Annotated in this window: 21 protein-coding genes; 6 read left to right on the top strand and 15 right to left on the bottom strand. The window is 72.4% G+C overall.

Annotated elements, in window-relative coordinates:
- Window positions 1-21 precede the first annotated feature (21 nt).
- The 3 genes from KVT45_RS28265 to KVT45_RS28255 form a co-directional block, all read right to left on the bottom strand.
- Window positions 22-741 carry a class I SAM-dependent methyltransferase gene (locus KVT45_RS28265; RefSeq protein ID WP_217551925.1) on the bottom strand — a complete coding sequence of 240 codons (720 nt, stop codon included), beginning with the start codon at window positions 739-741 and terminating at the stop codon, window positions 22-24.
- 9 nt (window positions 742-750) lie between these two features.
- Window positions 751-2,310: a metallophosphoesterase family protein gene (locus KVT45_RS28260; protein WP_308310884.1), complete on the bottom strand. Its 1,560-nt coding sequence runs from the start codon at window positions 2,308-2,310 to the stop codon at window positions 751-753.
- A 128-nt stretch (window positions 2,311-2,438) separates the two neighbouring features.
- Window positions 2,439-3,941 carry an acyl-CoA synthetase gene (locus tag KVT45_RS28255; RefSeq protein WP_217551924.1) on the bottom strand — a complete coding sequence of 501 codons (1,503 nt, stop codon included), beginning with the start codon at window positions 3,939-3,941 and terminating at the stop codon, window positions 2,439-2,441.
- A gap of 345 nt (window positions 3,942-4,286) precedes the next feature.
- Between KVT45_RS28255 and KVT45_RS28250 the strand changes: the two genes are divergently transcribed.
- The 3 genes from KVT45_RS28250 to KVT45_RS28240 all read left to right on the top strand — a co-directional run bounded on the left by KVT45_RS28250 (window position 4,287) and on the right by KVT45_RS28240 (window position 9,863).
- Window positions 4,287-5,762 carry a cytochrome P450 gene (locus tag KVT45_RS28250; protein WP_217551923.1) on the top strand — a complete coding sequence of 492 codons (1,476 nt, stop codon included), beginning with the start codon at window positions 4,287-4,289 and terminating at the stop codon, window positions 5,760-5,762.
- Window positions 5,746-6,753: a (-)-alpha-amorphene synthase gene (locus KVT45_RS28245; protein ID WP_308310883.1), complete on the top strand. Its 1,008-nt coding sequence runs from the start codon at window positions 5,746-5,748 to the stop codon at window positions 6,751-6,753. Before KVT45_RS28250 ends, KVT45_RS28245 begins: the two co-directional genes overlap by 17 nt.
- Window positions 6,754-6,953: 200 nt before the next feature.
- The gene (locus KVT45_RS28240) at window positions 6,954-9,863 is read left to right on the top strand and encodes an AAA family ATPase (protein ID WP_217551922.1); all 2,910 of its coding nucleotides are present in this window, start codon (window positions 6,954-6,956) and stop codon (window positions 9,861-9,863) included.
- Window positions 9,864-9,894: 31 nt separating this feature from the next.
- On the opposite strand, the gene KVT45_RS28235 is transcribed toward KVT45_RS28240, so the two are convergent.
- The 9 genes from KVT45_RS28235 to KVT45_RS28195 all read right to left on the bottom strand — a co-directional run bounded on the left by KVT45_RS28235 (window position 9,895) and on the right by KVT45_RS28195 (window position 21,071).
- Entirely contained in the window at window positions 9,895-11,448 is a 1,554-nt protein-coding gene (locus KVT45_RS28235) for an acyl-CoA synthetase (protein WP_217551921.1), read from the bottom strand.
- Window positions 11,445-12,554 (bottom strand): nitronate monooxygenase family protein, encoded by a 1,110-nt coding sequence (locus tag KVT45_RS28230; RefSeq protein WP_217551920.1) that lies wholly within the window; start codon window positions 12,552-12,554, stop codon window positions 11,445-11,447. The genes KVT45_RS28235 and KVT45_RS28230 overlap by 4 nt, the downstream gene beginning before the upstream one ends.
- Window positions 12,555-12,866: 312 nt before the next feature.
- Complete coding sequence (locus tag KVT45_RS28225; RefSeq protein ID WP_217551919.1) at window positions 12,867-14,438, bottom strand: NAD(P)/FAD-dependent oxidoreductase; 1,572 nt, start codon at window positions 14,436-14,438, stop codon at window positions 12,867-12,869.
- Window positions 14,439-14,606: 168 nt separating this feature from the next.
- Window positions 14,607-16,841 (bottom strand): serine/threonine-protein kinase, encoded by a 2,235-nt coding sequence (locus tag KVT45_RS28220; RefSeq protein ID WP_217551918.1) that lies wholly within the window; start codon window positions 16,839-16,841, stop codon window positions 14,607-14,609.
- Between the two features lie 60 nt (window positions 16,842-16,901).
- Window positions 16,902-17,765: an oxygenase MpaB family protein gene (locus tag KVT45_RS28215; protein ID WP_217551917.1), complete on the bottom strand. Its 864-nt coding sequence runs from the start codon at window positions 17,763-17,765 to the stop codon at window positions 16,902-16,904.
- Window positions 17,766-17,774: 9 nt separating this feature from the next.
- Window positions 17,775-18,953 (bottom strand): acyl-CoA dehydrogenase family protein, encoded by a 1,179-nt coding sequence (locus tag KVT45_RS28210; RefSeq protein WP_217551916.1) that lies wholly within the window; start codon window positions 18,951-18,953, stop codon window positions 17,775-17,777.
- A gap of 94 nt (window positions 18,954-19,047) precedes the next feature.
- Window positions 19,048-19,572 (bottom strand): cupin domain-containing protein, encoded by a 525-nt coding sequence (locus KVT45_RS28205; RefSeq protein WP_217551915.1) that lies wholly within the window; start codon window positions 19,570-19,572, stop codon window positions 19,048-19,050.
- Window positions 19,573-20,196: 624 nt separating this feature from the next.
- Window positions 20,197-20,571, bottom strand: coding sequence for a ferredoxin (locus tag KVT45_RS28200; RefSeq protein WP_217551914.1), 375 nt, complete (start codon window positions 20,569-20,571; stop codon window positions 20,197-20,199).
- A 56-nt stretch (window positions 20,572-20,627) separates the two neighbouring features.
- Complete coding sequence (locus KVT45_RS28195; protein ID WP_217551913.1) at window positions 20,628-21,071, bottom strand: universal stress protein; 444 nt, start codon at window positions 21,069-21,071, stop codon at window positions 20,628-20,630.
- A gap of 316 nt (window positions 21,072-21,387) precedes the next feature.
- Between KVT45_RS28195 and KVT45_RS28190 the strand changes: the two genes are divergently transcribed.
- Both KVT45_RS28190 and KVT45_RS28185 read left to right on the top strand, forming a co-directional pair.
- A complete protein-coding gene (locus KVT45_RS28190; RefSeq protein WP_217551912.1) occupies window positions 21,388-22,053 on the top strand; it encodes a CBS domain-containing protein in 666 nt (221 codons plus the stop codon).
- 128 nt (window positions 22,054-22,181) lie between these two features.
- On the top strand, window positions 22,182-22,547 hold the full coding sequence (locus KVT45_RS28185; RefSeq protein ID WP_217551911.1) for a DUF6479 family protein: 366 nt from the start codon (window positions 22,182-22,184) through the stop codon (window positions 22,545-22,547).
- On the opposite strand, the gene KVT45_RS28180 is transcribed toward KVT45_RS28185, so the two are convergent.
- From KVT45_RS28180 to KVT45_RS28170, 3 genes are all read right to left on the bottom strand, one after another.
- Window positions 22,541-23,041, bottom strand: a complete 501-nt coding sequence (locus KVT45_RS28180) for an RpiB/LacA/LacB family sugar-phosphate isomerase (RefSeq protein WP_217551910.1) — start codon at window positions 23,039-23,041, stop codon at window positions 22,541-22,543. The genes KVT45_RS28185 and KVT45_RS28180 overlap by 7 nt on opposite strands.
- 10 nt (window positions 23,042-23,051) lie before the next feature.
- Window positions 23,052-23,975 carry an NAD(P)-dependent oxidoreductase gene (locus tag KVT45_RS28175; RefSeq protein ID WP_254647470.1) on the bottom strand — a complete coding sequence of 308 codons (924 nt, stop codon included), beginning with the start codon at window positions 23,973-23,975 and terminating at the stop codon, window positions 23,052-23,054.
- 113 nt (window positions 23,976-24,088) lie between these two features.
- Window positions 24,089-24,544, bottom strand: coding sequence for a MarR family winged helix-turn-helix transcriptional regulator (locus tag KVT45_RS28170; protein WP_217551909.1), 456 nt, complete (start codon window positions 24,542-24,544; stop codon window positions 24,089-24,091).
- A gap of 240 nt (window positions 24,545-24,784) precedes the next feature.
- On the opposite strand from KVT45_RS28170, the gene KVT45_RS28165 reads away from it, so the two are divergent.
- Window positions 24,785-25,288: alpha/beta hydrolase (locus tag KVT45_RS28165; RefSeq protein ID WP_217551908.1), on the top strand; the 504-nt coding region annotated here is incomplete at its 3' end.

Raw genomic sequence — 25,288 nt, 5'->3', positions numbered from 1 at the left:
GCACCGGGAGGATCCGGGGCGTCAGACGCGCTGGGCCGGCTTGCTCACCCGGAACGCGAACTGCCCGCAGAACGTGAGCTTGCGGAGGTTCACCAGGGCCGTGTCCCGCTTGCTCTTGCGGGCCCAGGCGTCGATCTCCGTGTTGAGCGGCGACTCCGTCTGCCAGAAGCGGCCGTACTCCTTCTTCCGCGAGCCGTGGTACGTGCGCATGATCAGTGTCACGCCGTCGAGCGAGGGCCGGATCTCCTCCAGGGCGAGCCCGGCCTCCTCGACCAGCACCCGGAATCCGTAGGGCGTGTAGTTCCAGAGGCTGAAGGAGTGGTACGGCTCGAACTGGGAGGTGCTGCCGATGAACAGCCCGCCCGGACGCAGCACTCTGCTCACCTCCGCGAGCAGTTCCCTCGGCCTGGCGACGTGTTCGAAGACCTGGTGCGAGTAGACGAGCGGCACGGCGTCGGAGCGGAAGGGCAGGTTGACGCCGTCGAAGTACACCACGCTGTCACCACCCGGCGTGCGCTGGGCGGCCTCCGGCGAATCGCGGATGTCGACGCCCACCCAGCGGACTCGGGAGTCGTGCTTGCGGAAGAGCTCGGCCGACGTACCCCGCCCGCAGCCGAGGTCCACCACCCGGTCCGGTGCCCGCGGCGAGCGCATGGCTTCGTCGAGGTAGTAGCGGGAGGTGACCTGGCGAGCGTGGTCGTCAGGGATGCAGTCCTGCATGAGTTCCCACAGGGTCGACATGTCCCCACGTTACGGAGGCGTCCCTCTCCGGGCCACATCCGGGCGGGGGTTCGGGACGGCCGTCATCCCTTGGGAGGAATGCGGCTGCGCGGACGGCGGCAGCAGCCGGCCGATGCCGGACAGGTCGCGGACGGCCACGCTGTTGCGGTCGGCGACCGAACGGCCGAGCGCGTGGTGGGGCCACAGTCCCCCGGCCTGCCGGCGGCTGCGCTCGTTCCACTCCAGGGCCTCGGCGGCGCGCGCCCGGAAGAAGTTGAGCGCGTAGCCGCCGCTGTGGATCCTCAGCAGGAAGAATCCGCCGGGGTACTCCTTGGCGGCACCGACCTCCTGCAGCGTCACCTGCGGGGCGAGGGGCACATGGGTGCGCTTGTTGCGGTGGGTGTGGCCCACATGGTGGAGGAACACACCGGGGGCGGCGGCGTAGGCCCGGAGGATCGCGCGGGCCTGGCGGCGGCCGAGGCGCTGCGCCGGGCTCACCGGGAAGAGGGCCTCCCGTACGGTCAGCGGATGGTGGCCGAAGACGAGGGTGGGCTGTTCCCTGTGGGCCCGCAACCGGCGCCGGAACCAGGACAGCTGCTCGGCTCCGAGGCCGCCCGCGTCACCGCCGTTCCCGCGCTTGTCGTAGGTGTCGAGGCCGATGATCCGCAGTCCGCCCACGTCGTGCTCGAACCAGCCGGGCCGGTCGGGTCCGCCGAACACCCGGTGGAAGGCGGCGCCCGCGCCCTCGCCCGCGCCGCGGTCGTGGTTGCCCCGGACCACGAAGTAGTCCCGGCGGTGGGTGCCGAAGCCGTCCAGGATCCGTCTGGCCTCCGCCAGGTCGCGCGGTCCGCCGCCGGCGGAGATGTCACCGGCGGCCAGCAGCAGCTGGGCCCCGCGGCGGCGGGCCTCGTCCACCACGGCCCGGCTCATGAGCTCCGGGTACGGGGTCTGTCCCGTCCGCTGCGCCACTCCGCGCAGAAAGGGGACTCCGGCGACCAGGCCGGCGACGGTCTCGCCGATGTGGAGGTCGTTGCAGAGGGCGAGGGAGAGCAGGTGGGGGCCGGGCGGGGGCTGCGGGGTGGTGAAGGAGTAGGGGCCGCCGGGTGTGCCGAGGCCGTGGCGGGAGGTGCCGGCCGCGTTGCCGCGCACCAGGTGCAGCGCGGTGGGGATGGCGGGCACGCCTTGGGAGCGGGCCTGGTAGTAGTACGTCTGCCCGGGTTCCAGGCCGGTGAGTTCGACGTGGTGGTGTGCGGTGGGACGGTCCTCGCCCGCGGTGCGGTTGAGGCGGGCCGGGTGGGTGCCGTAGACGACCTCGCCCTCGGTGACGGCGGGCAGCATCCGGCCGGTGCCGTCGTCGGTGCCGGGCAGGGCGGTGTGCCAGGTGATGACGGCACGGTCCTCGGTGAGGGTGACCAGTTCCAGGTGGACGGCGGCGAGCGGGCCGGGGTGCCGGGGGCGGGGTGCGGTGGCGGACCGGAGCAGGGCGGGTGCGAGGAGGAGGCCGGAGCGCAGCATCTCGCGGGGGCCGGGGATGCCCGCGAGTGGGCCGAGGGGGACGGGGAGGCAGCAGGACATGTCTGTGATGTGCACGCCGGCGGTGAACGGCGGACGAGGTGTCGGAAGCCGCACACGGTATGGAACCAGACTTCTTGGGTCCTAGGCGGGCGTTGTGCCGACGCTCACGTCCCGGGGCCTCGCGAGATCCGCCTCCCGGGTCCTCACGTGGCGGGGCCGAACCGGTCCCGCAGTTCCCGCTTCAGGATCTTCCCGCTGGCGTTGCGGGGCAGCGCGTCCACGAACAGGACCCGCTTGGGTGCCTTGAAGGCGGGCAGCTTCTCCTTCACATGGGCGATCAGCCCGGCCTCGTCGATCTCGCCGCGCGGTACGACGACCGCCGTGACCGCCTCGATCCACCGCTCGTCGGGCAGGCCGATCACGGCGGCCTCGGCGACCGCCGCGTGACTGTAGAGGGCGTCCTCGACCTGCCGCGAAGCGACCAGCACACCACCGGAGTTGATGACGTCCTTCACCCGGTCGACGATCGTGTAGTAGCCGTCGGCGTCGCGCACCGCGAGGTCGCCGGAGTGGAACCAGCCGTCCCGGAAGGCCTCTTCGGTCTCCTCGGGCTTCTCCCAGTAGCCCTCGCACAGCTGCGGTGAGCGGTAGACGATCTCGCCGGGCGTGCCGTCGGGCACGTCCTTGCCGTCCTCGCCGACCACGCGTGCCTCCACGAACAGGACGGTGCGGCCGCAGGAGTCCAGCCGCCCCTTGTGCTCCTCGGGGGCGAGCACGGTGGCGAGCGGCCCGATCTCGCTCTGTCCGAAGCAGTTGAACAGGGCGAGTTTCGGCAGCCGTTCGCGCAGCCGCTCCAGGACGGGCACCGGCATGATCGACGCGCCGTAGTAGGCCTTGCGCAGTCCGCCGAGGTCGCGGGTGGCGAAGTCGGGCCGGTTGGAGAGTCCGATCCACACGGTGGGCGGCGCGAACAGGCTGTCCACGTCCCCGGCCTCGACCAGGTCGAAGAGGGTGTCGCCGTCCGGCCCGTCGAGGATGACGTTGGTCGCGCCCACCGCCAGGTAGGGCAGCAGGAACACGTGCATCTGGGCGGAGTGGTAGAGGGGCAGCGCGTGCGCGGGCCGGTCCCCGGCGCTCAGGTCGAGGGCGGCGATCGCGCTCAGGTACTCGTGCACCAGCGCCCGGTGGGTCATCATCGCGCCCTTGGGCAGCGCCGTGGTCCCGGAGGTGTACAGCAGCTGCACCAGGTCCTCGGTACGGGGTTCGGGCCCGTCGTACGGCGCCGCGTCCGCGAGCCGGGCGAGCAGCGAGCCGTCGGCGTCCCGCAGCGGCAGCGCCCGTACGCCGTCGGGGAGCCGGCCGGCGAGGTCGGGGTCGGCGAGGACCAGGGAGCTGCCCGACTGGCCGACGATGTACGCGAGGTCGTCGCCGGTGAGGCTCTGGTTGACCGGGACGTGGACCAGGCCGGCGCGGGCGCAGGCGAGGAAGGCGATCAGGTAGGCGTCGGAGTTGTTTCCGTAGGTGCCGACCCGGTCACCGCGGTCGAGGCCCTGGCCGAGCAGTACGCTCGCCGCGCGCGAGACGGCGTCGTCGAGTTCCTCGTACGTCCACCGCCGCTCGCCGTACCGCACCGCCACCCGCGCGGGAGTGCGCCGGGCGCTGCGCCGCAGCACCCCGTCCACCGTGCTGCCCTGTCCCTGCGTCATGACTCATGATCCTCGGCCCGTCGCCGGGACAGGTCAAGCGACCGGGGCGGCGAGCGCCGAAAACCCATGGGTCCGCTCGGCCGCCTCCTCCCTCACATCGCTCGCGGTGCGACGGCCGGACGGGGCGGGAGCGCACTGGAGTGACCAATGGAATCACAATCGATGCATCATGCATCAAGAGGCGTTCATCCCCGGCGCTTTTTGCTTCAGCGTGCCCCCGTGCGCCCCTTTGGGGAAAGGTTTCCGGAAACCCGGGCACGGTTGAACTGGGCAGGACTTGTCTCGGGTTGTCAGACCCTGGACAGGTTCGCTCATTTCACGCGTCGTACTGGACAGGAGATTTCCATGAACGGTGCCGTGCCTGAACAAAAACGAACGTGGACGACAGGTACTGCTCCCGGCATATTCCCACTCCTCGGTCACGCTATCTCCCTATACCGTCGGCCGCTGGCGTTTCTGAATTCTTTGCCCGCGTACGGGGATCTGGTCGAGATACGGCTGGGCCCCCAGCGCGCCTGGATGGTGTGCCACCCGGAGCTGGCCCACGAGGTGCTCATGGACCCGCACACCTTCGACAAAGGGGGCCCGCTCTACGACCGGCTGGGGAAGCTGATGGGGGACGGACTGGTGACCTGCCGTCAGCCCGCGCACCGGGACAAGCGCAGGCTGCTGCAGCCCGCTTTCCGGCCGTCGCACGCCGCCGCGTACACGGAACTCGTCGCAGAGGAGGCCGAGTCGGTGTGCGAGGGGTGGCAGGCCGGTCGGACGGTTCCCGTCACCGAGGCGGCGATGACCCTCACGACCCGCGTGATCAGCCGGGTCCTGCTCTCCGGCTCACTGGACGACACGGCCTCCGCCCAGGTGCGGGGCTGTCTCGCCGACGTGGTCCGCGGCCTGTTCGTCCGCACGGTCGTACCGGTCGACGCCCTGTTCCGGCTGCCGGCCCCCGCCAACCGCCGCTACCGGCGCGCACTCGCCCGTCTGCACGCCGTCATCGACACGGTGATCGCGGAGCGCCGCCGGGGCCCCGCCCGTGACGACGTCCTGGGCAGTCTGCTGGCGGCCACCCGCGACGACGGGGCGGCGGCCCTCAGCGACCAGGAGATCCACGACCACCTGATCACACTGCTCCTCACGGGCGCCGAGACCTCGGCCCTCTCCCTGGCCGCGGCCTTCAGCCTGCTGGCCCGCCATCCGGAGGCCGAGCAGAACCTGCACGCCGAGCTCGACACCGTCCTCCCGGGCGGCCGACGGCCCGGCCCCGGCGATCTGCCGGACCTCGTCCGGACCCGGTGCGTCGTCTCCGAGACGCTGCGCCACTCGTCCCCCGGCTGGCTCTTCACCCGCGTCACCACCCGGGAGACGGAACTCGCCGGACGCCGGCTGCCCGCGGGAGCCACCGTGCTCTACAGCCCCTACCTCCTGCACCACGACCCGTCGTCGTTCCCCGACCCCGAACGTTTCGACCCCGACCGCTGGCTGCCGGGGCGGCCCTCCGCCGGACAGCGGCGCGCGATGATGCCGTTCTCCGCGGGCAACCGCAAATGCCTCGGCGACGAGTTCGCCATGGTGGAGGTCACCGTGGCGCTCGCGACCATCGCCGGCCGCGTGCGCCTGCGCCATCTGCCCGGGTACGTCGCACGGACACCGCGCCCCGCGATCACCCTGGGGCCGCGGTCGCTGGTCATGGCCTGTGAGACACGTTCGCACGGGCCGTCAGACGCGTCATCGTCCCGCGCTCCGCTCCCCCGCCGCGCGGTATGCACCCGACAGGCACCGGAATCCCGATCGGCAGGTGACCCCAGTGTCGACAACGCATGAGGAAATCAGGTTCGGCGTACCGGGCGGACAGACCGCAGCCAGTCTCAAGGACCTCATCGACATCCGTCTGCACATGCCCTTTCCGTTCCGGCGCAACCCCCATGAAACCGAGGCCTCGGCCAGTGTGGAGTCATGGCTGAGTACGTGGGGGCTGACCGCCGAACCGGGTGTGGCGGCGATGATCGCCCGTACTCGCCCCGCCCAGCTCGCGTCCTTCACCAGCCCCGCCGTGGATCCCGGGCTCCTGCGCATCGTCGCCCACCAGATCGCCTACCAGTTCGTCTTCGACGACCGGGCGGAAGTCGTCGGCCGACGCTCCCCGGCCGGGCTCGTGCCCATGCTCTGCGAGAGCATCGCGATCCTGCGGGACGGCCGGGCGCCCAGCACACCGCTCGGAGCGGCACTGACCGACCTCTACCGGCAGGTCCGGGAACGGTGCACACCCGGACAGGCCGCACGATGGGCCTCGCAGAGCCGCGAATACGTGCACGGACTGTTGTACGAAGCGGTGGCCCAGGCGCACCCCGTCACCCTGCGCACCGCCGACTGCACCTCGATACGGTCGCTGACCGCGGGCGTCGAGCCGTTCTACCCGCTGTACGAGGCCGCGGCATCGGACGAACTGTCCCCCGCGGAACTCCATCATCCGGCCGTAAGGCAACTCAGCCGGCTCTCGGCCGACGCGGCGGTCTGGACAGCCGACCTGTTCTCCGCCGTGAAAGAACAGCGCGCGGGCGAGGTGATCAACCTGGCCCTGGCCCGGCAGCGCGAACACCACTGCTCCCTGCAGGCCGCCGTCGTCCTGGCCATCCAGCAGATCAACAGCACGATCCGCGAGTTCCAGCGGCTCCACGCGGAGGTCGAACCGGAGTTGAGCCCCGCGGGCGTCGAATACGTGGAGGGCATGATCGGCTGGATCCGCGGGTGTTACCACTGGTCCCGAACCGTGCCGCGGTATGCGGACGTGGCGTCGGTTCCCGCCGTGCCGTAGGCGCTCGATGAACCCCGGCGACCGCGCTCCCGGGTGGTGGCTATCAGGGCCTCCTACCCGGAGCGCGGACATTATCCCTTCTGCAGTTCATGATTCACCCGATAGTACTCAGTCCGGCCTGCCCCCACCGCGACAAGGCGTACGCTCGGCTCTCCCCGGGCCGAACGAAAGAAGCCGAACGAAAGAAAGCGGTACGGCATATGGCGACGGAGCCGCGGCAACCGGTCACGGACCAGGAGAACCTGATCGAACGCCGACGGGAACTTCAGGCCCTCGACGCGGCGTTCCGGGAGTTGCGGCGCACCACGGGCGGTGTGCCACGAGCACGACGCAAAGGGCTGCTCGCCTTCACCGGGCCGGCCGGACTGGGCAAGACGGCACTCCTCACGGAGGCACGCGCCCGGGCCATGGCACACAAGTTCACCGTGCTGTCGGGCAGAGGCAGCGAGACGGAACAGGGCTCGGCGTTCCGGGTGGTACGCCAGTTGATGCAGCCCTCGCTGGCGAGGATGGACGAGGCGGAACTCCGCGTCTTCCTGGGCAGCTGGTACGACACCGTCGCCGCCGTACTCGGTCTCGAAGCGACCGGACCCGCCCCCGCGCCGGACCCGACCGGAGTCCGCGAAGGTCTCGACTGGGTCATGACGCGCCTCGCGGTCAGGAAGGCTCCCATCGTCCTGCTCCTGGACGACCTCCACTGGACCGACACCGAGTCGCTGAGCTGGCTCACCTCCTTCGCGCCACGGGTCGACGACCTCCCCCTGCTGATCGTCGTCGCCTACCGGCCCGACGAGCTGCCGGCCGAGGCCGGCGAACTCCGCACGCTCGTGGGAGACCACGGGAACCGCCCCCACAACCTGGTGGTGCTCACTCCTGAGGGCGTGACGCAGATCGTCAGGAGCGAGGTCGGGGAGGCGGCCGAGGACGGGTTCTGCAAGGAGTGCTGGTCGGCCACCGGCGGGAGTCCCTTCGAGGCGGTGGAACTCGCCATCGGACTCGCGGAGCGGAACCTGGGCGGCACCGACGACGACCTGCCCGCGATGCGTGAGCTGGCGGCGGCGATCAAGGGCCCGGGACTGATCGAACGTCTGGAACGGCTGGGCACGACGACCATGCGCTTCGCGCAGACCGCGGCCGTACTGGGTTCGCCCTTCTCGCCGGAGCTCGCCGCGACCATCGCCGTGCTCGGCGACGAGGCCGCCGGCGAGGCGATCGAGAAGTTGCGCACGGCCCGGATCCTGGCCGACGGCCACGGCCACGAGGGCGAGCTCGAGTTCGTTCACCCGCTGATCGCCACGACGATCTACCGGTCCATCCGCACGGGCTTCAGAACCGGTCTGCACAACACCGCGGCGCAGGCCGTCCTCGCCGCGGGATACGGCCCCACCAAAGCCGCCCGACATCTGCTGGAAGTCCCCTGCGAAGACCGCCCCGAGACCGTCGCGTGTCTGCGCGAGGCCGCCCGCGAGTACCTCCGCGCCGGAGCCACCGAGGCGGCCCGGCGCCTGTTGACCCGCGCGCTGCAGGAACCGCCCCTGCCCGAGGACCGGGCCGCCGTCCTGCACGAACTCGCCTGCGCCACGTTCCTGATCGAGCCCACCGCCACGGTGCGGCACCTGCGCCAGGCGCTGGCCCAGCCCGACGTCGACCCCGATCTGCGCGCCTCCATCGTCTATCGGCTGACCACGGCCATGGCCCACACCGATCAGCTGGCCGAGGCCGTGAACGTGGCCGCCGAGGAGGCACGGCAGGCCACCAATCCGCGCGTCAAACTGCGTATGCAGGCCGATCAGTTCGTCTGGAGCATGGTGCGCCCGGACGACCGTGACTCACCCACCCGCTCCCGGACACTGGCGCGCCTGGCCGAGCAACTGCCCGGCCGCAGCCTGGAGGAACGCTACATCCTGGGACTGCGGGCCTGGGACGCGGCCATGCGCGGCGAACCGAGAGAGACCTCCCTCGCGTACGCGGACAAGGCCCTGCGCGGCGGCATGAGCTGGACCGACGAGAACCGGGGGTTCGAGGTACCCCTCTCCGTCGCCCTGGTGTTCATGTACGGCGACCAGCCACGACGGGCGGAGGAACTGTTCGGCAAGGGGATCGCCGAATGCCTGGCCAAGGGCTGGCACGGCTCCCACCTGGCGTTCGGCCAGACCATCGCCGGATACATCCGCTACCGGCGCGGTTGCCTGGCCGAAGCCGAGAACACCGTACGGGAGGGATTGCGGATCGCCGGCAAGGTGGACGGGGTCGTGGCCGCCCAGTGGTTCGGCGTGAGCATTCTGATCAAGACCCTGCTGGCCCGCGGGCGCGTCTCCGACGCGCGCGCGATCGCCGACGGGCACCACTTCGGCGAGACACCGGTCAACGCCGTCATCTACCCCGACCCCCGCACCGTCTACGCCGAACTGCTCCTCGCCGAGGGGCGGCACGCCGAGGCGGCGCGGCTGCTGTCCACGGTCGGGGACTGGCTGGACGCGCGGGGCTGGCGCAATCCGGCCTGGTGCCCGTGGCAGCTGCGGCTCGCGTCCGCGCTCGCCCCCTCCGCCCCCGAGGAGGCGGTCGGCCACGCCGAGGAAGCCGTGCGCCGGGCCCGGGAGTTCGGTGCCGCCTCCGCCGTCGGGCAGGCTCTGCACACCCTCGCCGAGGTGACCGGCGGGCCGGCGGCGGTCGACCTGTACGCGCAGGCCGTCGACCACCTGGAGCAGTCGCCCGCCGCCTACGAACTCGCCCGCGCCCAGATCGGCCACGGCGCCGCGCTGTCCCGCAACGGCCGGCTCCAGGAGGCCGCCGACCGGCTCTACCAGGGGCTGGAAGGAGCCGTCCACTGCGGGGCCGAGGCGCTCGCCGCGCGGGCCAGGGAGGAGCTCTCGGCGGCCGGGATGCGGCCCCTGCCGTTGCGCTACCCGCAGGCGGACACGCTGACCGCGCAGGAACTGCGCACCGCCGAACTGACCGTCCAGGGACACCCGGTGGCCGTGGTCGCCAAGGAGCTGCGCCTCACCGAGCAGGGCGTGCGGCAGCTGCTGTCCCGCGTCTACCGCAAGCTCGGCACCGACGCCGCGGGCCTCGCCGGGTTCCTGGAGGCCCGGCACCGCCCCCGCCCCTGAGGCCCTGAAGCCCTGAGGCACCGGGCCCTGGTCACACCGGCCGGGTGCGCCCCTCCCAGTACGGGTCCCGCAGCCGCCGCTTGTACAGCTTGCCGTTGGGGTCGCGGGGCATCTCGGCGATGAAGTCGACGGTCTTGGGGCACTTGTAGCCGGCGAGTTGTCCGGCGCAGTGGGCGAGCAGGGCGGCGGCGAGTTCCGGGCCCGGCTCCTGTCCGGGGGCGGGTTCGACGACGGCCTTGACCTCCTCCCCCCAGTCGTCGTGCGGGATGCCGAAGGCGGCGGCGTCGGCGACGGCAGGGTGGGAGAGGAGCACGGACTCGATCTCGGCGGGGTAGATGTTGACCCCGCCCGAGATGATCATGTCTATCTTGCGGTCGCGGAGGAACAGGTAGCCGTCCTCGTCCAGGTAGCCGAGGTCGCCGACGGTGAAGAAGTCGCCGATGCGGTTCTTCTTCGTCTTGGCCTCGTCCTTGTGGTAGGCGAAGCCGCCGGTGTTCATCTTCATGTAGACGGTGCCGAGTTCGCCGGGCGGCAGCCGGTTGCCGTCGTCGTCGAAGACCGCGAGTTCGCTGATGGGCCAGGCCTTGCCGACCGTGCCGGGTTTCTTCAGCCAGTCCTCGGCGGTGGCGAAGGCGCCGCCGCCCTCACTGGCCGCGTAGTACTCCTCCACGCTCGGGCCCCACCAGTCGAGCATGGCGCGCTTGACGTGGTCCGGGCAGGGGGCGGCGCCGTGGATGGCGTGCCGCATGGAGGAGACGTCATAGCGTGCGCGCACATCCTCGGGGAGGGCGAGCAGGCGGTGGAACTGGGTCGGGACCATATGGGTGTGGGTGCACCTGTGTGTGTCGATCAGGCGGAGCATCTCCTCGGGGGTCCACTTGTCCATGAGGACCAGACGGTGGCCTATGTGGAGGGACGCGCCCGCGAACTGGAGCACCGCCGTGTGGTACAGCGGCGAGCAGACCAGGTGGGCGTTGTCGTCGAAGGGGCGGATGCCGAAGATGCCGAGGAAGCCGCCGAGGTAGGCCTCTTCGGGGAGTCTGCCGGGCAGCGGGCGGCGGATGCCGCGGGGGCGGCCCGTCGTACCCGAGGTGTAGTTCATGACCCAGCCCAGTTCGCGGTCCGCGGGTGCCGACTCCGGCTGTCCGTCGAGGAGTTCGGCGTAGGGCCGGAAGCCCTCGACCGCGCCGACCGCGTACCGGTGGGTGGCCGGGAGGCCGGCCTCGTCGGCGGCATGGCGGGCCGGGCCGGCGAACCGCTCGTGGGTGAGGAGCACCTTGGCGCCGGAGTCGGCGACGATCCAGGCGATCTCCGGGGCGACGAAGTGGTGGTTGACCGGGACGAGGTAGAGGCCGGCCTGGGTGGCGGCCAGGTAGGCGGTGAGGAACTCGGGCCCGTTGGGCAGGACGACCGCGAAGGCGTCCCCGCGTTCCAGGCCCGCGGCCCGGAGTCCGTGGACGAGCCGGTTGGTGGCCGTGTGCAGACGGCCTGCGGTCCATTCCTCTCCGTCGGGTGCGACGAGGACCGTGCGGTCGGGGTCCCGGGTGGCCTGGGCCCAGAATCCGGCGGGGGGCGTACTGGTCACGTGCCGCTCCTTCCGGCGATGCGGTTGATGCGGTCGACGGCCTGTTCGAAGCCCCGGGTGAGGTCGTCGAAGACGGCCTGGACGCTGCGCTCGCTGGTCATCCGGCCGACGATCTGGCCCACGGGGGTGCCGAGCAGGGGCGCGACCTCGTACTTCTGGATGCGGGTGAGGGCCTCGGCGACGAGCAGGCCCTGGAGGGGCATGGGCAGGGTGCCGGGGCCGCTCGGGTCGTCCCAGGCGTCGGTCCACTCGGTGCGCAGCTGGCGGGCCGGTTTGCCGGTCAGGGCGCGGGAGCGGACGGTGTCGCCGGAGCCGGCGGCGAGCAGTTTGCGGGTCACGGCGGGAGAGGAGAGGTCGGCTTCTGTGGTGGTCAGCCACATGGAGCCCAGCCACACTCCCTGAGCGCCGAGGCTGAGGGCGGCGGCCACCTGCTGCCCGCTGCCGATTCCGCCGGCCGCCAGTACGGGCAGCGGGGCGACGGCGTCGACGACCTCGGGGGTGAGCACCATGGTGGCGATCTCGCCGGTGTGGCCGCCGGCCTCGTAGCCCTGGGCCACGACGATGTCGATGCCCGCGTCCCGGTGCTTCACGGCGTGCCGGGCGCTGCCGGCGAGCGCGGCGACGAGCACGTCCTGTTCGTGGGCGCGGTCGACGACGTCGGCGGGCGGGGAGCCGAGGGCGTTGGCCAGCAGCCGGATCGGGTAGTCGAAGGCGACGTCGAGCTGGGTCCGGGCGACCTGTTCCATCCATCCGGTGATGCGCCAGCCGGACGCCTCCCCCTCGGCCAGCTCGGGCACGCCGTACTTGGCGAGGGTGTCCTTGACGAACTGCCGGTGCCCCTCCGGGATCATCGCCTCGACCTCGGCCTCGGTGACGCCCTCCACCTTCTTGGCGGGCATGACGACATCGAGCCCGTACGGCTTCCCGTCGACATGTGCCTCGATCCAGTCGAGGTCGCGTTTGAGGTCGTCGGGGGCGGTGTAGCGGACCGCGCCGAGCACTCCGAAGCCGCCGGCCCGGCTGATGGCCGCGGCCACGGCGGGAAACGGCGTGAAGCCGAAGACGGCGTGCTCGACTCCCAGGGTCTTGCTCAGCTCCGTCTGCATGGGCGCAGGATGCCGCAGTCGTGCGGCCGACGGAAGAGGTTTTCTGATGCTCCGTCAGATTCCCCGACCGATTCCCAGCCGGTCCTCTCCGCACGCCCTCGTCCGGCGCCCGCACCCTTTCGGCCCTCCGTCCGGCCCCAACCGGCAATGTCTCCGACGATCACGTGACAGCACGAGCTGGCGCCGTACAGGGCGATCGTCGACGCGGTCGCGCCCGCGGCCGTCGAGACGCCCGCGGTGGCGGAAGCCGGATACGTCACCGGTGCCACGTTCGACATCAACGGCGGGGTGCACATGCGCTGACGCCCGGGGTCAGTCGTCCCGCTGTTCCAGCAGCGCCATCGCCGCGTTGTGCCCCGGCACCCCGCTCACCCCTCCGCCGCGCACCGCGCCCGCCCCGCACAGCAGGACGTTGGCGTGCCGGGTCTCCACGCCCCAGCGGCCGGTGCCGTCCTGGGCGTAGGGCCAGGAGAGGTCGCGGTGGAAGATGTTGCCGCCGGGGAGGCGGAGGTCGCGTTCGAGGTCCAGGGGGGTCTTCGCCTCGATGCAGGGGCGGCCGTCGGCGTCCAGGGCCAGGCAGTCGGTGATCGGCTCCGCGAGGTGGGTGTCGAGCTGGGCGAGGGTGGCCTTGAGGAGTTCGTCGCGTACGGCGTCGTTGTCGGCGGTGAAGAGCCGGGCCGGGGTGTGCAGACCGAAGAGGGTGAGCGTCTGGTAGCCGCGTTCGGCCAGGTCACGGCCGAGGATGGTGGGGTCGGTCAGGGAGTGGCAGTAGATCTCCGAGGGCGGGGCGGCGGGGAGCCGGCCGGCCGCCGCCTGGGCGTGGGCGGTGGCCAGTTGCCCGTAGCCCTCGGCGATGTGGAAGGTGCCGGAGAACGCCTCGCGCGGGTCGACGGCGGTGTCGCGCAGCCTGGGCAGCCGCTTGAGCAGCATGTTGACCTTGAGCTGGGCGCCCTCGGCGGGCTCCGGGGCCGGGTCGCCGGTGAGGGCGGCGAGCTCCTGCGGGGAGGCGCCCACCAGGACGTGCCGGGCGGCGGCGACGCCCTCCCCGTCGGCGGTGCGGTAGGCGACCTCGGCGGCCCTGCCGTCCGTCTCGATCCGTACCGCCTCGTGCCCGGTGGCGAGGACCGCGCCCGCCGAGCGCGCGGCGGCGGCCAGCGCGTCGGTGAGGGCGCCCATGCCGCCGACCGGCACGTCCCAGGCGCCGGTGCCGCCGCCGATGACGTGGTAGAGGAAGCAGCGGTTCTGGCGCAGCGAGGCGTCGTGGGCGTCGGCGAAGGTGCCGATCAGCGCGTCCGTGAGGACGACCCCGCGCACCAGGTCGTCCGTGAAGTTCTCCTCGATCGCCACCCCGATCGGCTCCTCGAACAGCGCCCGCCAGGCCGCCTCGTCGTCGATGCGGCGGCGCAGTTCCTCGCGCGCGGGCAGCGGTTCGGTGAGCGTCGGGAAGACGCGTTCGGCGACCTTGCCGGTCATGGCGTAGAACCGCCGCCAGGCCTGGTACTCCGTCTTGCCCCCGGTCAGCCGCTCGAACGCCTCGCGGATCCGCCGCTCGCCGCCGCCGACCAGCAGTCCGGTCGGCCGCCCGTCGCGTTCCACGGGCGTGTACGAGGAGACGGTCCGGCCGCGGACGCGGAAGTCCAGGCCGAGGTCGCGGACGATCTTCCTGGGCAGCAGGCTGACCAGGTAGGAGTAGCGGGACAGCCGCGCGTCGACACCGGCGAAGGGGCGGGTGGAGACGGCGGCGCCGCCGGTGCGGCCGAGCCGCTCCAGCACCAGTACGGTGCGGCCGGCCCGGGCGAGGTAGGCGGCCGCGACGAGGCCGTTGTGGCCGCCGCCGACGATGATCACGTCGTAGGCGCGGGCGGGTTCGGTGGCAGCGGGCATGGTTCTTCGTAACACATGATGATCTAGGTAGGTAAGAGCCATGCCGGGCGCTCCGCTGGGGAGGGGCCGCTTTCGGTGTGCGGGGCGTCTGCGGGTCGCGTCTGCGGGTCGTGTGTGGCTGGTCGCGCAGTTCCCCGCGCCCCTTTGGGGCGCGTTGTGGGGCGCGTTTCAGAGCCGTCCGCCCGATGCGCGCTGTTGGCGGAGGACCGCCACCCTCCGGTACAGCTCCACCGCCTCGGCTCCCCGCCCCAACTGCTCCAGACAGTGCGCCTCGTCGTTGCGGCTGGCCAGGGTGTCCGGGTGGTCGGAGCCGAGGACGCGTTCCCTGGCGGCGGCGACGCGCCGGTACTCGGCCAGCGCGTCCGCCCACCGGCCCAGCCACCCCAGGCTCACCGCCACCTCGCGGCGGCTGACCAGGGTGTCGAGGTGGTCCGCGCCGAGGATCCGCTCGCGGATGGCGCACACGTCACGTGATTCCGCCAGGGCCTCCTCCCAGCGGCCGAGGCGGCCGAGGTTGACGCCGAGTCCGTGGCGGGCGCGCAGGGTCTCGGGATGGGCGGGACCCTGGACGCGGGTGCGGTCGTCGATCAGGGCGCGGTAGAGGGTGAGCGCGTCGGCGCTGCGGCCCAGGCGGCCGAGGCTGATGCCGACCTCGTAGCGGGCGGCGAGGGTGTCGGGGTGGTCGGGGCCGAGGGCGCCGGCGCGGGCGTCGGCGACCTCTCGGTAGGTCTGCAGGGCCTCCTCCCAGCGGCCCAACTGACCGAGCGCGTAGGCGACTTCGTAGCGGGTGACCAGGGTGTCGGGGTGCTGCGGGCCGAGCACCCGGGCGCGGGCCGCGGCCACGTCGTGGGCCATCCGGTACGAGTCCTCGAGGCGGCCCAGCCTGCTGAGGTTGAAGGCGAGGTTGTGGCGGCAGCGCAGGGTGTCCGGGTGGTCGGGGCCGGTCAGCCGCTGCCGGGCGGCGAGGACCGCCGTGTACACCTGGTGGGCGTCGAAGTGGCGGCCCAACTGGCCCAGCACGTAGGCCGTTTCCTGGCGGGCGGCGAGGGTGTCCGGGTGGTCGGCGCCCAGCACGCGCTCCCGGGCGGCGGCGACCTCGGTGTACTCGCGCAGCGCGTCGGCGGCGCGGCCGGTGCGGCTGAGGGTGAAGGCGATCTCGTAGCGGCTGGCGAGGGTGTCGGGGTGGTCGGGGCCGAGGAGGTGGGTGCGTTCGGCGGCGACGGCGCGGTGCACCTCGCCCGCCTCGGCCCAGCGGCCGAGCCGTCCCAGGCTGAGCCCGGCGTTGTGCCGGCCGGCGAGGGCGGCGAGGGCCTCCGGGGAGGGGGCGGGGACCGCCGGGAGCGGTTCCGCGACGCCGGTGACCGGGCGGGCGATCCACTCGCCGGTGAGTCCGGCCCCGGGGTCGGGCGGGGTGGTGCGCAGGGCGGCGCCGGTCGCCTTGTGTCCGGTGGTCATGCCCCGGGTCCAGGACGGCAGCCGGGGCTCGCGGGCGGCCGGTTCGGGGGGCCGGAACCGGGGCTGCGCGGTGACGACGGTCGGGACGTACGTGGGTGTCGTCCGTCCGGAGGTGATCCGGCGGCCCAGCTCCCGGGCGTCGTACGGTCGTTGCTCCGGCCGTTTGGCCAGCAGGTCGAGGACGACCTTCTCGAACCAGCCGGGAAGCTCGGGGCGGTGGCTGCGCGGCGGGGCGGGCGGGGTGTCGCGGTGGCCGACGAGGATCGCCCAGGCGTCCTCGAGGTCGAACGGCGGTGCCCCGGTGGCGATCTCGTAGAGCACGCAGCCCAGTGAGTACAGGTCGCTGCGCTGGTCCACCTCGGTGCCGCCGATCTGCTCCGGGGACATGTAGTGCGGGGTGCCCATGGCGATGCCGGTGCCGGTGAGGCGGGAGGTGAAGCCGATGTCGTGGCCGAGGCGGGCGATGCCGAAGTCGCAGAGTTTCGCGGTGCCGTCGGTGAGCCGCATGATGTTCGCCGGTTTCAGGTCCCGGTGCACGATGCCCTGCTGGTGGGTGTAGGCGAGGGCGGCGGCGACCTGTTCGGCGATGTCGACGACGTCGCCGACGGGCAGCGGGTGGTGTTTGTTGTCTTCCATGAGCTGGCTGAGGTTGCGGCCGTCCAGCAGTTCCATCACCAGGTAGAGGATGCCGTCGTGCTCGCCGAAGTCGTGGACGACGGTGACCCCGCGGTGCGAGAGCCCGGCGGCCATTCTCGCCTCGCGCCGGAACCGCTCCCGCAGGACGCGGGTGAACGCCTGGTCGTGGTGCGGGCCGAGCGGTTTGAGGCACTTCACGGCGACCTGCCGGCCCAGTGACTCGTCGCGGGCCCGCCACACCTCGCCCATCCCGCCCCGCCCGATCAGGTCGAGCAGCCGGTACCTCCCCTGGACCAGCCTGCTGTCAGCCATCGCGCGCCGTCGCCCCCCGTCGCGGTCCGTGACGCCCCCCTGCTCGCCCAGTATGGCTGTCTATCGCCCGACTTTGTACGGTGCAGGGCGTGCGTCCGGGCCGAGCCTCGCGATGGCGTCCAGGATGTGTTTCGGCGGGAGTTGCCAGCGCAGACGTGCGGGAACACAGCGCAGCAGGGTGCCGGTGGCGCGCAGTCGGCGGGTGACGACGGCGGGATCCGGGGCCGGTCTGCCGTACAGCGCGTGGGCGTACGGCGGCAGAGAGGCGTACGCGAGGTGGGCCACGCGCCGCCACAGCACCTCGCGCGCCGGTATCAGGAGGGGGTGCGTGGACGGGCGGAGCAGGAACTCGTCCACCGCGCGTGCGTCGGCTCCGACGGCGAGTACCGGCCGTACGGACTCGAAGTACGCGGCCAGCGCCGCCCGGTCGCCGGGTACGGCGTCGGCGTCCGCGTCCGCGTCCGCGTCGAGGCCCACCAGGCGGGCGCGGGCGCGTTGTTCGGCGATGTACCGGTCGGCCTGTGCGTCGGTGAGCGGGATGCCGGAGCGGCGGGCGACGTGCAGGTACGAGTCGATCTCGGCGCAGTGCACCCACAGCAGCAGGCCGGGTTCGTCCACGCCGTACCGTTCGCCGGTGTCGGGGTCGGTGGCGCCCAGCATGCTGTGGATCTTCCGCACCCGGGCCCCGGCCCGCTCGGCCTCCTCGGTGGTGCCGTAGATGGTGGTGCGCACGTACTTCGCGGTCCGCATCAGGCGGCCCCAGGCGTCGCTGCGGAAGTCGGAGTTCTCCATGACGCCGCGCACCGCGCGCGGGTGCAGTGCCTGGAGGTAGAGCGCCCGGATACCGGCGATCCACATGACGGGGTCACCGTGCAGGTGCCAGGTCACGGAGTCGGGGGTGAAGAGCCCGGCATCACCGTCCATACCGGCAGGCTAACGCCGTACCCGTGGCATCCCCAGTCCGATCCACGAGATGATCTCCCGCTGGATCTCGTTGTTGCCGCCGCCGAAGGTGAAGATGACCGCCGAGCGGTAGCCGCGTTCCAGGTCGCCGTGCAGGACCGCGCCCGCCGAGCCCTCCTTGAGCGGTCCGGCCGCGCCGGCGACCTCCATCAGCCGGGCGTAGGCGTCGCGGCGTGCCTCGGAGCCGTAGACCTTGACGGCGGAGGCGTCCTGCGGGGTGAGGGTGCCCTCCTGGACGGCGGTCACCATCTGCCAGTTGAGGAGCTTCATGGCGTCCAGGCGGGCGTGGGTCTGCGCGAGGCGGCGGCGGACCCAGGGCAGGTCGATCACCCGGCGGCCGTCGGCGAGCTTGGTCTCCATGGCCCAGTGCTGCACGTCGTGCAGGGCGCGGATGGCCATGGTGCCGTGGGCGGCGAGGGTGACGCGCTCGTGGTTGAGCTGGTTGGTGATCAGCCGCCAGCCGTGGTTCTCCTCGCCGACCCGGCGGGAGACGGGGACGCGGATGTTCTCGTAGTAGCTGGCCGTGGTGTCGTGCGAGGCGAGGGTGTTGATGACGGTGCAGGAGTAGCCGGGGTCGGTGGTCGGCACCAGGAGCATGGTGATGCCCTTGTGGGGCGGGGCCCCGGGGTCGGTGCGGGTGGCGAGCCAGACCCAGTCGGCCGTGTCGCCGTTCGTGGTCCAGATCTTCTGCCCGTTGACGACGTACTCGTCGCCGTCCCGCACGGCCCTCGTCTTCAGGGCGGCGAGGTCGGTGCCGGCGTCGGGCTCGCTGTAGCCGATGGCGAAGTCGATCTCCCCGGAGAGGATGCGGGGCAGGAAGTACGACTTCTGCTCGTCGGTGCCGTACCGCATGATCGTCGGGCCGACGGTGTTCAGCGCCATCAGCGGGAGCGGTACGCCGGCCTGGGCGGCCTCGTCGAAGAAGATGAACTGTTCCATCGCGGTCAGGCCGCGCCCGCCGTACTCCTTCGGCCACCCGACCCCGAGCCAGCCGTCGGTGCCCAGCCGGCGGACGGTCTCCCGGTAGAAGCGTTTCTGCGCGGCCGGGTCGGCGTAGCGGGCGTAGGCGTTCTCCGGCACCAGGCCGGCGAAGTAGGCGCGCAGTTCGGTGCGCAGCCGCTGCTGCTCGGGCGTGTGGTCGAGGTGCACGGCGCCTCCAGGCTCCCCAAGGGCGGTCCTGACGGCGCACACCGTAGAACGTGTTCCAGAAATAGGGAATGGCGGCGGCCCACCGCGACCGGTGTCAGGACAGGCCGGGCGCCAGCGGACTGCCGTGCAGGGAGCCGAGCACCTCGGGGCCCAGGACCTTCAGCAACGGCTCGGTGAAGACACCGTCCACGAGGACGAAAGCCATCCGGGCCGCCGTGTCCGTGCGGTTCTCCCAGCGGTGGTCCGTGCCGCGCTGGATCACCACGTCCCCGGCGCGCAGCACCCGCTCTGAGTCGTCCAGGACGAGGACGACCTCGCCGTCCAGGACGATGCCGTAGTCCACGGTCTGGGTCCGGTGCGTCGGGGAGACGCAGCCCGGCGGGAACTCGTTGACGCGGATCTTGGTACCGCCGGGGGCCGGCGGCACGGTCAGGTCGCGCTCCGTGGGCTCGGACTCGTCCGCCGCGAGGGGTGCCGGTACGGAGTCGGTGTTCCACATCTCGTAGAAGGCGGCGCCGTCCGGAGCGGTGCGGATGACGGGCGGCTCGCCGTCGGAGAGGAACACGGAGGTGCCCGTCTCGTCGTGACCGGTGACGATCCGGCGGGGCGGCTGGCTCATGGCGGCGCTCCTCTTTCTGGCACGCGGGAGGCTGGGGACGGGACGGTACTGCTGTCACGCTAGGCAGCCCGGCGGTGCGGCGGAAATGCGCATCGGCGATGCCAGGCATCGGGTCGGCGGTTCCCGCCGGACCGGGCCGTCGCGTTGCCGGCCAAGTCGCCCGCTTCGGGGTTGAGTTGGGCGAGGGCGCGTCTCAACGGGGTGGTGCCGGTGGGCGGGGCGTCGGAGACCGGCAGCTGATGCCGCGAGGTCGGCGACCATCGTCCCGCCGGTCGCGCGGGCGCCGCAGTGGTCCGCGGCTCCCCACTCCACCGCCGCGACCACGGCAAGGAGTGCGGTGATCACCGGGCACCCGGCCGACTCAGGTGGCGGCCGACGACCGCCGGAGAACGGCCACCTGCGCGCGCTCCGACGGTAGTTCCGGCCGTGGATCACTGGGCAGTCCCCCGTTCCTGGGGCAGGCCCGGTCCGCTGCTCGGGGACTGCCGGTCGCTCATCGGCTGTCCGGGACCGCCGGTGGCGCCTCGGTGCCGCCCGCGCCGGACCGGGCGGCGGCATCGCCGGTTCCGGGCCTCCCGGTGTCAGCTTTCGGGCCCCTGGTGTCAGCTTTCGGGCCCCCCGGTGTCAGCCGAGCGCCGCCGTGAAGTCCGTGCAGGCCGCGGCGCACGCCCGGCAGGCGGCCGCGCTCGGCTCGGCGCCGGGCCTGGCGTCGAAGGCCCGCGCGCAGTCGAGGCAGACCGTACGGCACCACTCCAGCTGGACGCGCAGAGCGGCCGCGTCCTGGCCGGTCTCCTCGGTCAGCGCCCGGCAGGTGGCGTCGCACACCTCGGCGCACATGATGCCGGTGCGGCGGTACCGTTCCGCCGCGGCGGTCCCGCCCGGATCCAGCACGCCGGCCCGCAGCACGCACATCCGGGCGCACTCCGCGCAGGCCTGGGCGCACGCGAACCGGTCCTCGAGGAACCGGTACACGTCCTGCTGCGAAGACGTCCAAGTCATGCGGCCCGGGTAACCAGCACGCGGCGCCGGCAAACACCGCGCGCACGGGCCGCGGATCAGTCCTGTTCCGCGCGGATGATCACGACCGGGCAGGTGGCGTGCTGGGACACCTGCTGGCTGACGGAACCGAGCAGGGCGCGGGCGAACCCGCCCCGCCCGCGGCTGCCGACGACCAGGGCCTCGGCGCCCTCCGCGGCCCGCAGCAGTACGTCGGTGGTGTTGCCGTGCACCAGGTGGGAACGGACCGAGTCCGCCTGGTCCGCGCCGAGCACGTCGGTCAGTTCCTGCCGCATCCGGTCCCGGGCCTCCTCCGCGTCGACGTCCATGTCCACGGCGGGCCCCGACCATCCGTACAGCCCCGGCAGCTCCCACACGGCGACCGCCTCCACCACGCCGTCGACGAGACCGGCGTACCGCAGGGCCCAGCGCAGGGCCGCATAGGAGGACGGCGACCCGTCGACGCCGACCACGACCCGTCGCTCGGTGACATCCCTGTCCATGCGTTGCACCTCTCATCGGGCGTTCGGCCGGCCCCCTCCTCCACGCTGCGCGACCGGCGGCCGCACCGCCAGAGAAGTGCGGCCGGCGGCATGACACGGCCCGCCGGCCGCCGCGCTTGCGGGGCCCGGTGAATTTCCGGGCCGGTCGGCCCTAGTGGAGCGGGCGTTCCCGTGGTGTGCTGGAGGTGACGGGAAGGACCCGCAGTGACGCGGAGAAGCGGTCGGCCACGATCGCGCACCGCGCAATCAGGATCCGCGAGAAGTGGATGGCGTCCTTCCCGCCCTCTCGTGATCGGCGGGATCCGAGGAGGCAACCATGCACGGCAGCCCGCACACCGTCGGCGACGTGATGACCCGCAACCCCGTCTCCGTCGGCCGTGACACCCCGTTCAAGGACGTCGTCGCGCTGATGGACCGGTGGAAGGTCGGTGCCCTCCCCGTGCTGGAGGGCGGGGGCAGGGTGGTCGGCGTCGTGTCCGAGGCCGACCTGCTGTTCAAGGAGGAGTTCCGGGACCGGGCCCCGGGCCGGTTCGTCGAGCAGGCACGGCCGGCCGACGTGGCCAAGGCCGTCGGGGTGACCGCCGGGGAGCTGATGAACGCGCCCGCGGTGACCGTGCACGCCGACGCCACCCTGGCGGAGGCCGAGCGCATCATGACCCGGCGCGGGGTCAGGCGGCTGCCCGTCGTCGACAGCGAGGGCGTGCTCAAGGGCATCGTCAGCCGGGCGGACCTGCTGAAGGTGTTCCTGCGTGCGGACGAGGAACTGACCGAGGAGGTGCGCCGGCAGGTCGTCGACCGCCTGTTCCCGCTCTCCGCCGACCACATCCGGGTCGAGGTCACCGAGGGGGTCGTCACCCTGACCGGCTGGATCGACAGCCCGGAACCGGCACCGGTCGCCGAACGGCTGACCCGCGCCGTGGAGGGCGTGGTCGACGTGCACTGCCGCCTCTGCCCGGTCTCCGTACGCGACGATCAGCACTGACGACGCGCGGCCGACTGCCCCGGCCGCCGCCTCCGCCTTCGCTGCGGCCTCCCGCTGTCGCCCGCTGTGTACGATCAGTCACCAAGTGCGTCCGGTTCATACCGTTCTGGGTGGGGTATCCCTTTGCTATGAGTACGGAACCGATGCAGCTGGCCGCTCCCAGCGGCCTTTTGAGTCTCGCGCTCTTCGTCGTGGCCGTGGCCGTGCTGGCGATGCTCGCCGGGGGCTTCTGGCTGGGCAACCGGGTCAAGTACCGCGAGTCGCCCCGGCCACGCCCCGAGGAGCAGCCGAAACTGCCACCGGAGGGCGCGGTGCGCGAGGTCCGGGAGAACCGGGAGTCGGAGGAGATCCCGGTGATGCCCAAGGGCGGCCGTCCGCTCACCCCGTACGAACTCAGCAACCAGCAGACCAGGCCGAGCGCGTCGAAGGACCGGCCGCGGTGGAGTCAGGGCTCCAGCGGCTCGTTCGGCGGTGGCGGGCTCGGCGCTCACTGACCCCCGGGCAGCCCACCGCACCGCCCTCCGGTCAGTCCCTGGACAGACCCCCGGCCCGCGTCGAGCCGCCCGACGTGGGCCACGTTCCCGAGGTCCTCGGCGTCCTGGCTCGGCGTGGCCGTGAACCAGGCGTCGAGGATCTCCTTGAGCACCGGCTGCGAGGTCAGGCGCAGGCCGAGGGCGAGGACGTTGGCGTCGTTCCAGCGGCGGGCGCCGTCGGCGGTGTAGGCGTCGGCGCAGAGGGCGGCGCGGACGCCGGGCACCTTGTTGGCGGCGATCGAGGCGCCGGTGCCGGTCCAGCAGCACACCACCGCCTGGTCCGCGGCGCCGGCGGCGACGTCTCGGGCGGCCGCCTCCGAGGAGACGGCCCACTGCGGGTCGGCGCCGGGTTCCAGCGCGCCGTACGTGCGCACCTCGTGGCCGCGGCGGCGCAGCTCCTCGACGAGGAGGCGGGCGACGGGTTCGTCCATGTCGGAGGAGACGGAGATCCGCATGCCCCGGAGCCTAGTCGGTGGACGTCGGCGGCGCGGTGTCCGTGCGGGCCTCGATGGCGGTGAGGACCGAGGACATGTCGAGGCGGGCGTTGCCCAGCCGTACGCTCTCGCCGTAGAGCTCGCTGCTGAGGTCGAGCATGGGCGTGGCGATCCCGGCCGCGCGGGCCGCGTCGGCGATGAGCCGGGTGTTGGCGTAGGCGTCGGCGGTGGCGGCCTGCACCGTGAAGTCGTGGGCCGCGAGCATCGGGACCTTGACCCGGGTGATGCCGCTGCCCAGCTGGCCGGAGTCGACGACGGCGCGGAAGGTCTCCAGGTCCAGGCCCTGCCGCTGGGCGAAGTGCACGGCCTCGGCCAGTGCCGCGAGCGTCGTGTCCAGGTAGAGGTTGACGGCCAGCTTCATCAGGACCCCGGACCCGGCCGGACCGCAGTAGACGGTCTCCCGGCACATCGGGGCGAGCAGCGGCCGTACCTCCGCGACCGTGTCCGGGGCGCCGCCGAGCATCGCGACCAGTTCGCCCGCCTCGGCCGGCTTGCGCGACCCGGAGACCGGCGCCTCGACGAAGCGGCCGCCGGCGGCCTCGACGTCGGCGGCGAGCCCCCGCGCGTACCCGGGTGCCGTCGAGCCCATCGACAGGACCACCCGGTCGGCGACCAGTTTCGCGAACTCCGGGCCGCCCCGGCCGAGGACCGTGTCCGTCACCGTCTCGTCGAGCAGCATGACGATCACGACCCGCGCGTGGGCGAAGACCTCCTCGACGCTCGCCGCCACCCGCGCCCCGACCGCCCGCAGCGCCTCCGCACGTCCGGGCGTCCGGTTCCACACGATGAGCGGGGTGCCGGACCGGGCGAGGTTGAGTGCCATGGGCTGCCCCATCACCCCGAGCCCGACGAAGCCGTACATCGGGGCACCGGGGCTGCCGGTCGCTCGCGTCATCGTCGCGACTCCTGGTCGTCGTGCGGTGGGTGAGGATCACCGGCACTGTACGGCGGCCGGACGAGGGACGGGTTCGGGCCCTCGTAGGGCGCCGGGCCCGGCGAGAGGGGCAGTCAGCCTTCGGAGACGTTCGTGGTGAGCAGGCGCAGCAACTGCTTCGCCGTGGCGTCCTGCTCGGGCGTCAGGCCCATGGCGTCCCCGATGGCGACGGGGACGGACCGGGCTCGGTCCCGGAGCCAGGCGCCGTCCTCGGTCAGCCGGACGGCGACGGACCGTTCGTCGTCGGGGCGCCGTTCCCGGGTGACCAGTCCACTCGCCTCCAGGCGTTTCAGCAGCGGGGAGAGCGTGCTCGACTCCAGCTGCAGCGCGGCGCCGAGCTCGCGCACGGAGACCGAGTCCTGGTCCCAGAGGAGGAGCATCACCAGGTACTGCGGATAGGTCAGCCCCAGTTCGTCCAGGAGCGGCCGGTAGCGCGCGGTCACCGCGCGGGAGGCGGCGTACAGCGCGAAGCAGAGCTGGTCGTCGAGGAGCAGCGAGCCCTCGGCCGGCTCGGCGGCGGTGCGGTCCACGGGGCGACTCCTGGTTCCGGTGGTTCCTGCGGTGTTCACAGCCGTTCACCACCTTAGCTTTCCGGTCCTCTCGACCCTATGGAGCCCAAACACTTCGCACCCGATCATATCGGACACAAATAGATCGACAAAAAACAAGTAGCGCACGACTTAATCGCGCGCTACTCTTCTTCTCGTGCCGCCACCCCGGCGAAGACCGCCGGCCGCCCTGTGCGCGGCACCCGAACCGAGGAGACCGCCATGACCGACGCCACGCCCGCCCGCCCCGTGCTGGAGCCCGCCGCCCAGGCCTTCGCCGAGGCCACCGCCAACCCGCCCTACCTCTTCGACCTCGCCCCGGCGGACGGCCGCAAGGCCGTCGACGACGTGCAGTCCGGCGAGATCGCCAAGCCGGCGATCGACGAGGAGTGGGTGACCGTCGAGGGCGGCCCCACGGGTACCGTCCGGGCGCGCGTCGTCAAGCCGGCCGGCGCCACCGGCACCCTGCCGGTCATCATCTACATCCACGGCGCCGGCTGGGTCTTCGGCAACGCCCACACCCACGACCGCCTGGTCCGCGAACTCGCCGTCGGCGCGAACGCCGCCCTCGTCTTCCCCGAGTACGACCTCTCCCCCGAAGCCCGCTACCCGGTCGCCATCGAGCAGAACTGGGCCGTCGCGAAGTGGATCGTCGAGCAGGGCACCGCCAAGGGCCTGGACGCCACCCGGATCGCGGTCGCCGGTGACTCGGTCGGCGGCAACATG

Source organism: Streptomyces sp. GbtcB6 (assembly GCF_019091475.1).
Classification (GTDB): Bacteria; Actinomycetota; Actinomycetes; order Streptomycetales; family Streptomycetaceae; genus Streptomyces; species Streptomyces hyaluromycini.
The sequence above is the reverse complement of the archived record's forward strand: the minus strand, read 5'-3'. Positions and strand labels throughout refer to the sequence as shown.

Excerpts from the sequence above, each read along its gene's own strand:
- KVT45_RS28265 (WP_217551925.1), bottom strand. The coding sequence starts at position 741 with ATGTCGACCCTGTGGGAACTCATGCAGGACTGCATCCCTGACGACCAC.
- KVT45_RS28255 (WP_217551924.1), bottom strand. The coding sequence starts at position 3,941 with ATGACGCAGGGACAGGGCAGCACGGTGGACGGGGTGCTGCGGCGCAGC.
- KVT45_RS28250 (WP_217551923.1), top strand. The coding sequence starts at position 4,287 with ATGAACGGTGCCGTGCCTGAACAAAAACGAACGTGGACGACAGGTACT.
- KVT45_RS28240 (WP_217551922.1), top strand. The coding sequence starts at position 6,954 with ATGGCGACGGAGCCGCGGCAACCGGTCACGGACCAGGAGAACCTGATC.
- KVT45_RS28230 (WP_217551920.1), bottom strand. The coding sequence starts at position 12,554 with ATGCAGACGGAGCTGAGCAAGACCCTGGGAGTCGAGCACGCCGTCTTC.
- KVT45_RS28225 (WP_217551919.1), bottom strand. The coding sequence starts at position 14,438 with ATGCCCGCTGCCACCGAACCCGCCCGCGCCTACGACGTGATCATCGTC.
- KVT45_RS28220 (WP_217551918.1), bottom strand. The coding sequence starts at position 16,841 with ATGGCTGACAGCAGGCTGGTCCAGGGGAGGTACCGGCTGCTCGACCTG.
- KVT45_RS28215 (WP_217551917.1), bottom strand. The coding sequence starts at position 17,765 with ATGGACGGTGATGCCGGGCTCTTCACCCCCGACTCCGTGACCTGGCAC.
- KVT45_RS28205 (WP_217551915.1), bottom strand. The coding sequence starts at position 19,572 with ATGAGCCAGCCGCCCCGCCGGATCGTCACCGGTCACGACGAGACGGGC.
- KVT45_RS28200 (WP_217551914.1), bottom strand. The coding sequence starts at position 20,571 with ATGACTTGGACGTCTTCGCAGCAGGACGTGTACCGGTTCCTCGAGGAC.
- KVT45_RS28195 (WP_217551913.1), bottom strand. The coding sequence starts at position 21,071 with ATGGACAGGGATGTCACCGAGCGACGGGTCGTGGTCGGCGTCGACGGG.
- KVT45_RS28190 (WP_217551912.1), top strand. The coding sequence starts at position 21,388 with ATGCACGGCAGCCCGCACACCGTCGGCGACGTGATGACCCGCAACCCC.
- KVT45_RS28185 (WP_217551911.1), top strand. The coding sequence starts at position 22,182 with ATGAGTACGGAACCGATGCAGCTGGCCGCTCCCAGCGGCCTTTTGAGT.
- KVT45_RS28180 (WP_217551910.1), bottom strand. The coding sequence starts at position 23,041 with ATGCGGATCTCCGTCTCCTCCGACATGGACGAACCCGTCGCCCGCCTC.
- KVT45_RS28175 (WP_254647470.1), bottom strand. The coding sequence starts at position 23,975 with ATGACGCGAGCGACCGGCAGCCCCGGTGCCCCGATGTACGGCTTCGTC.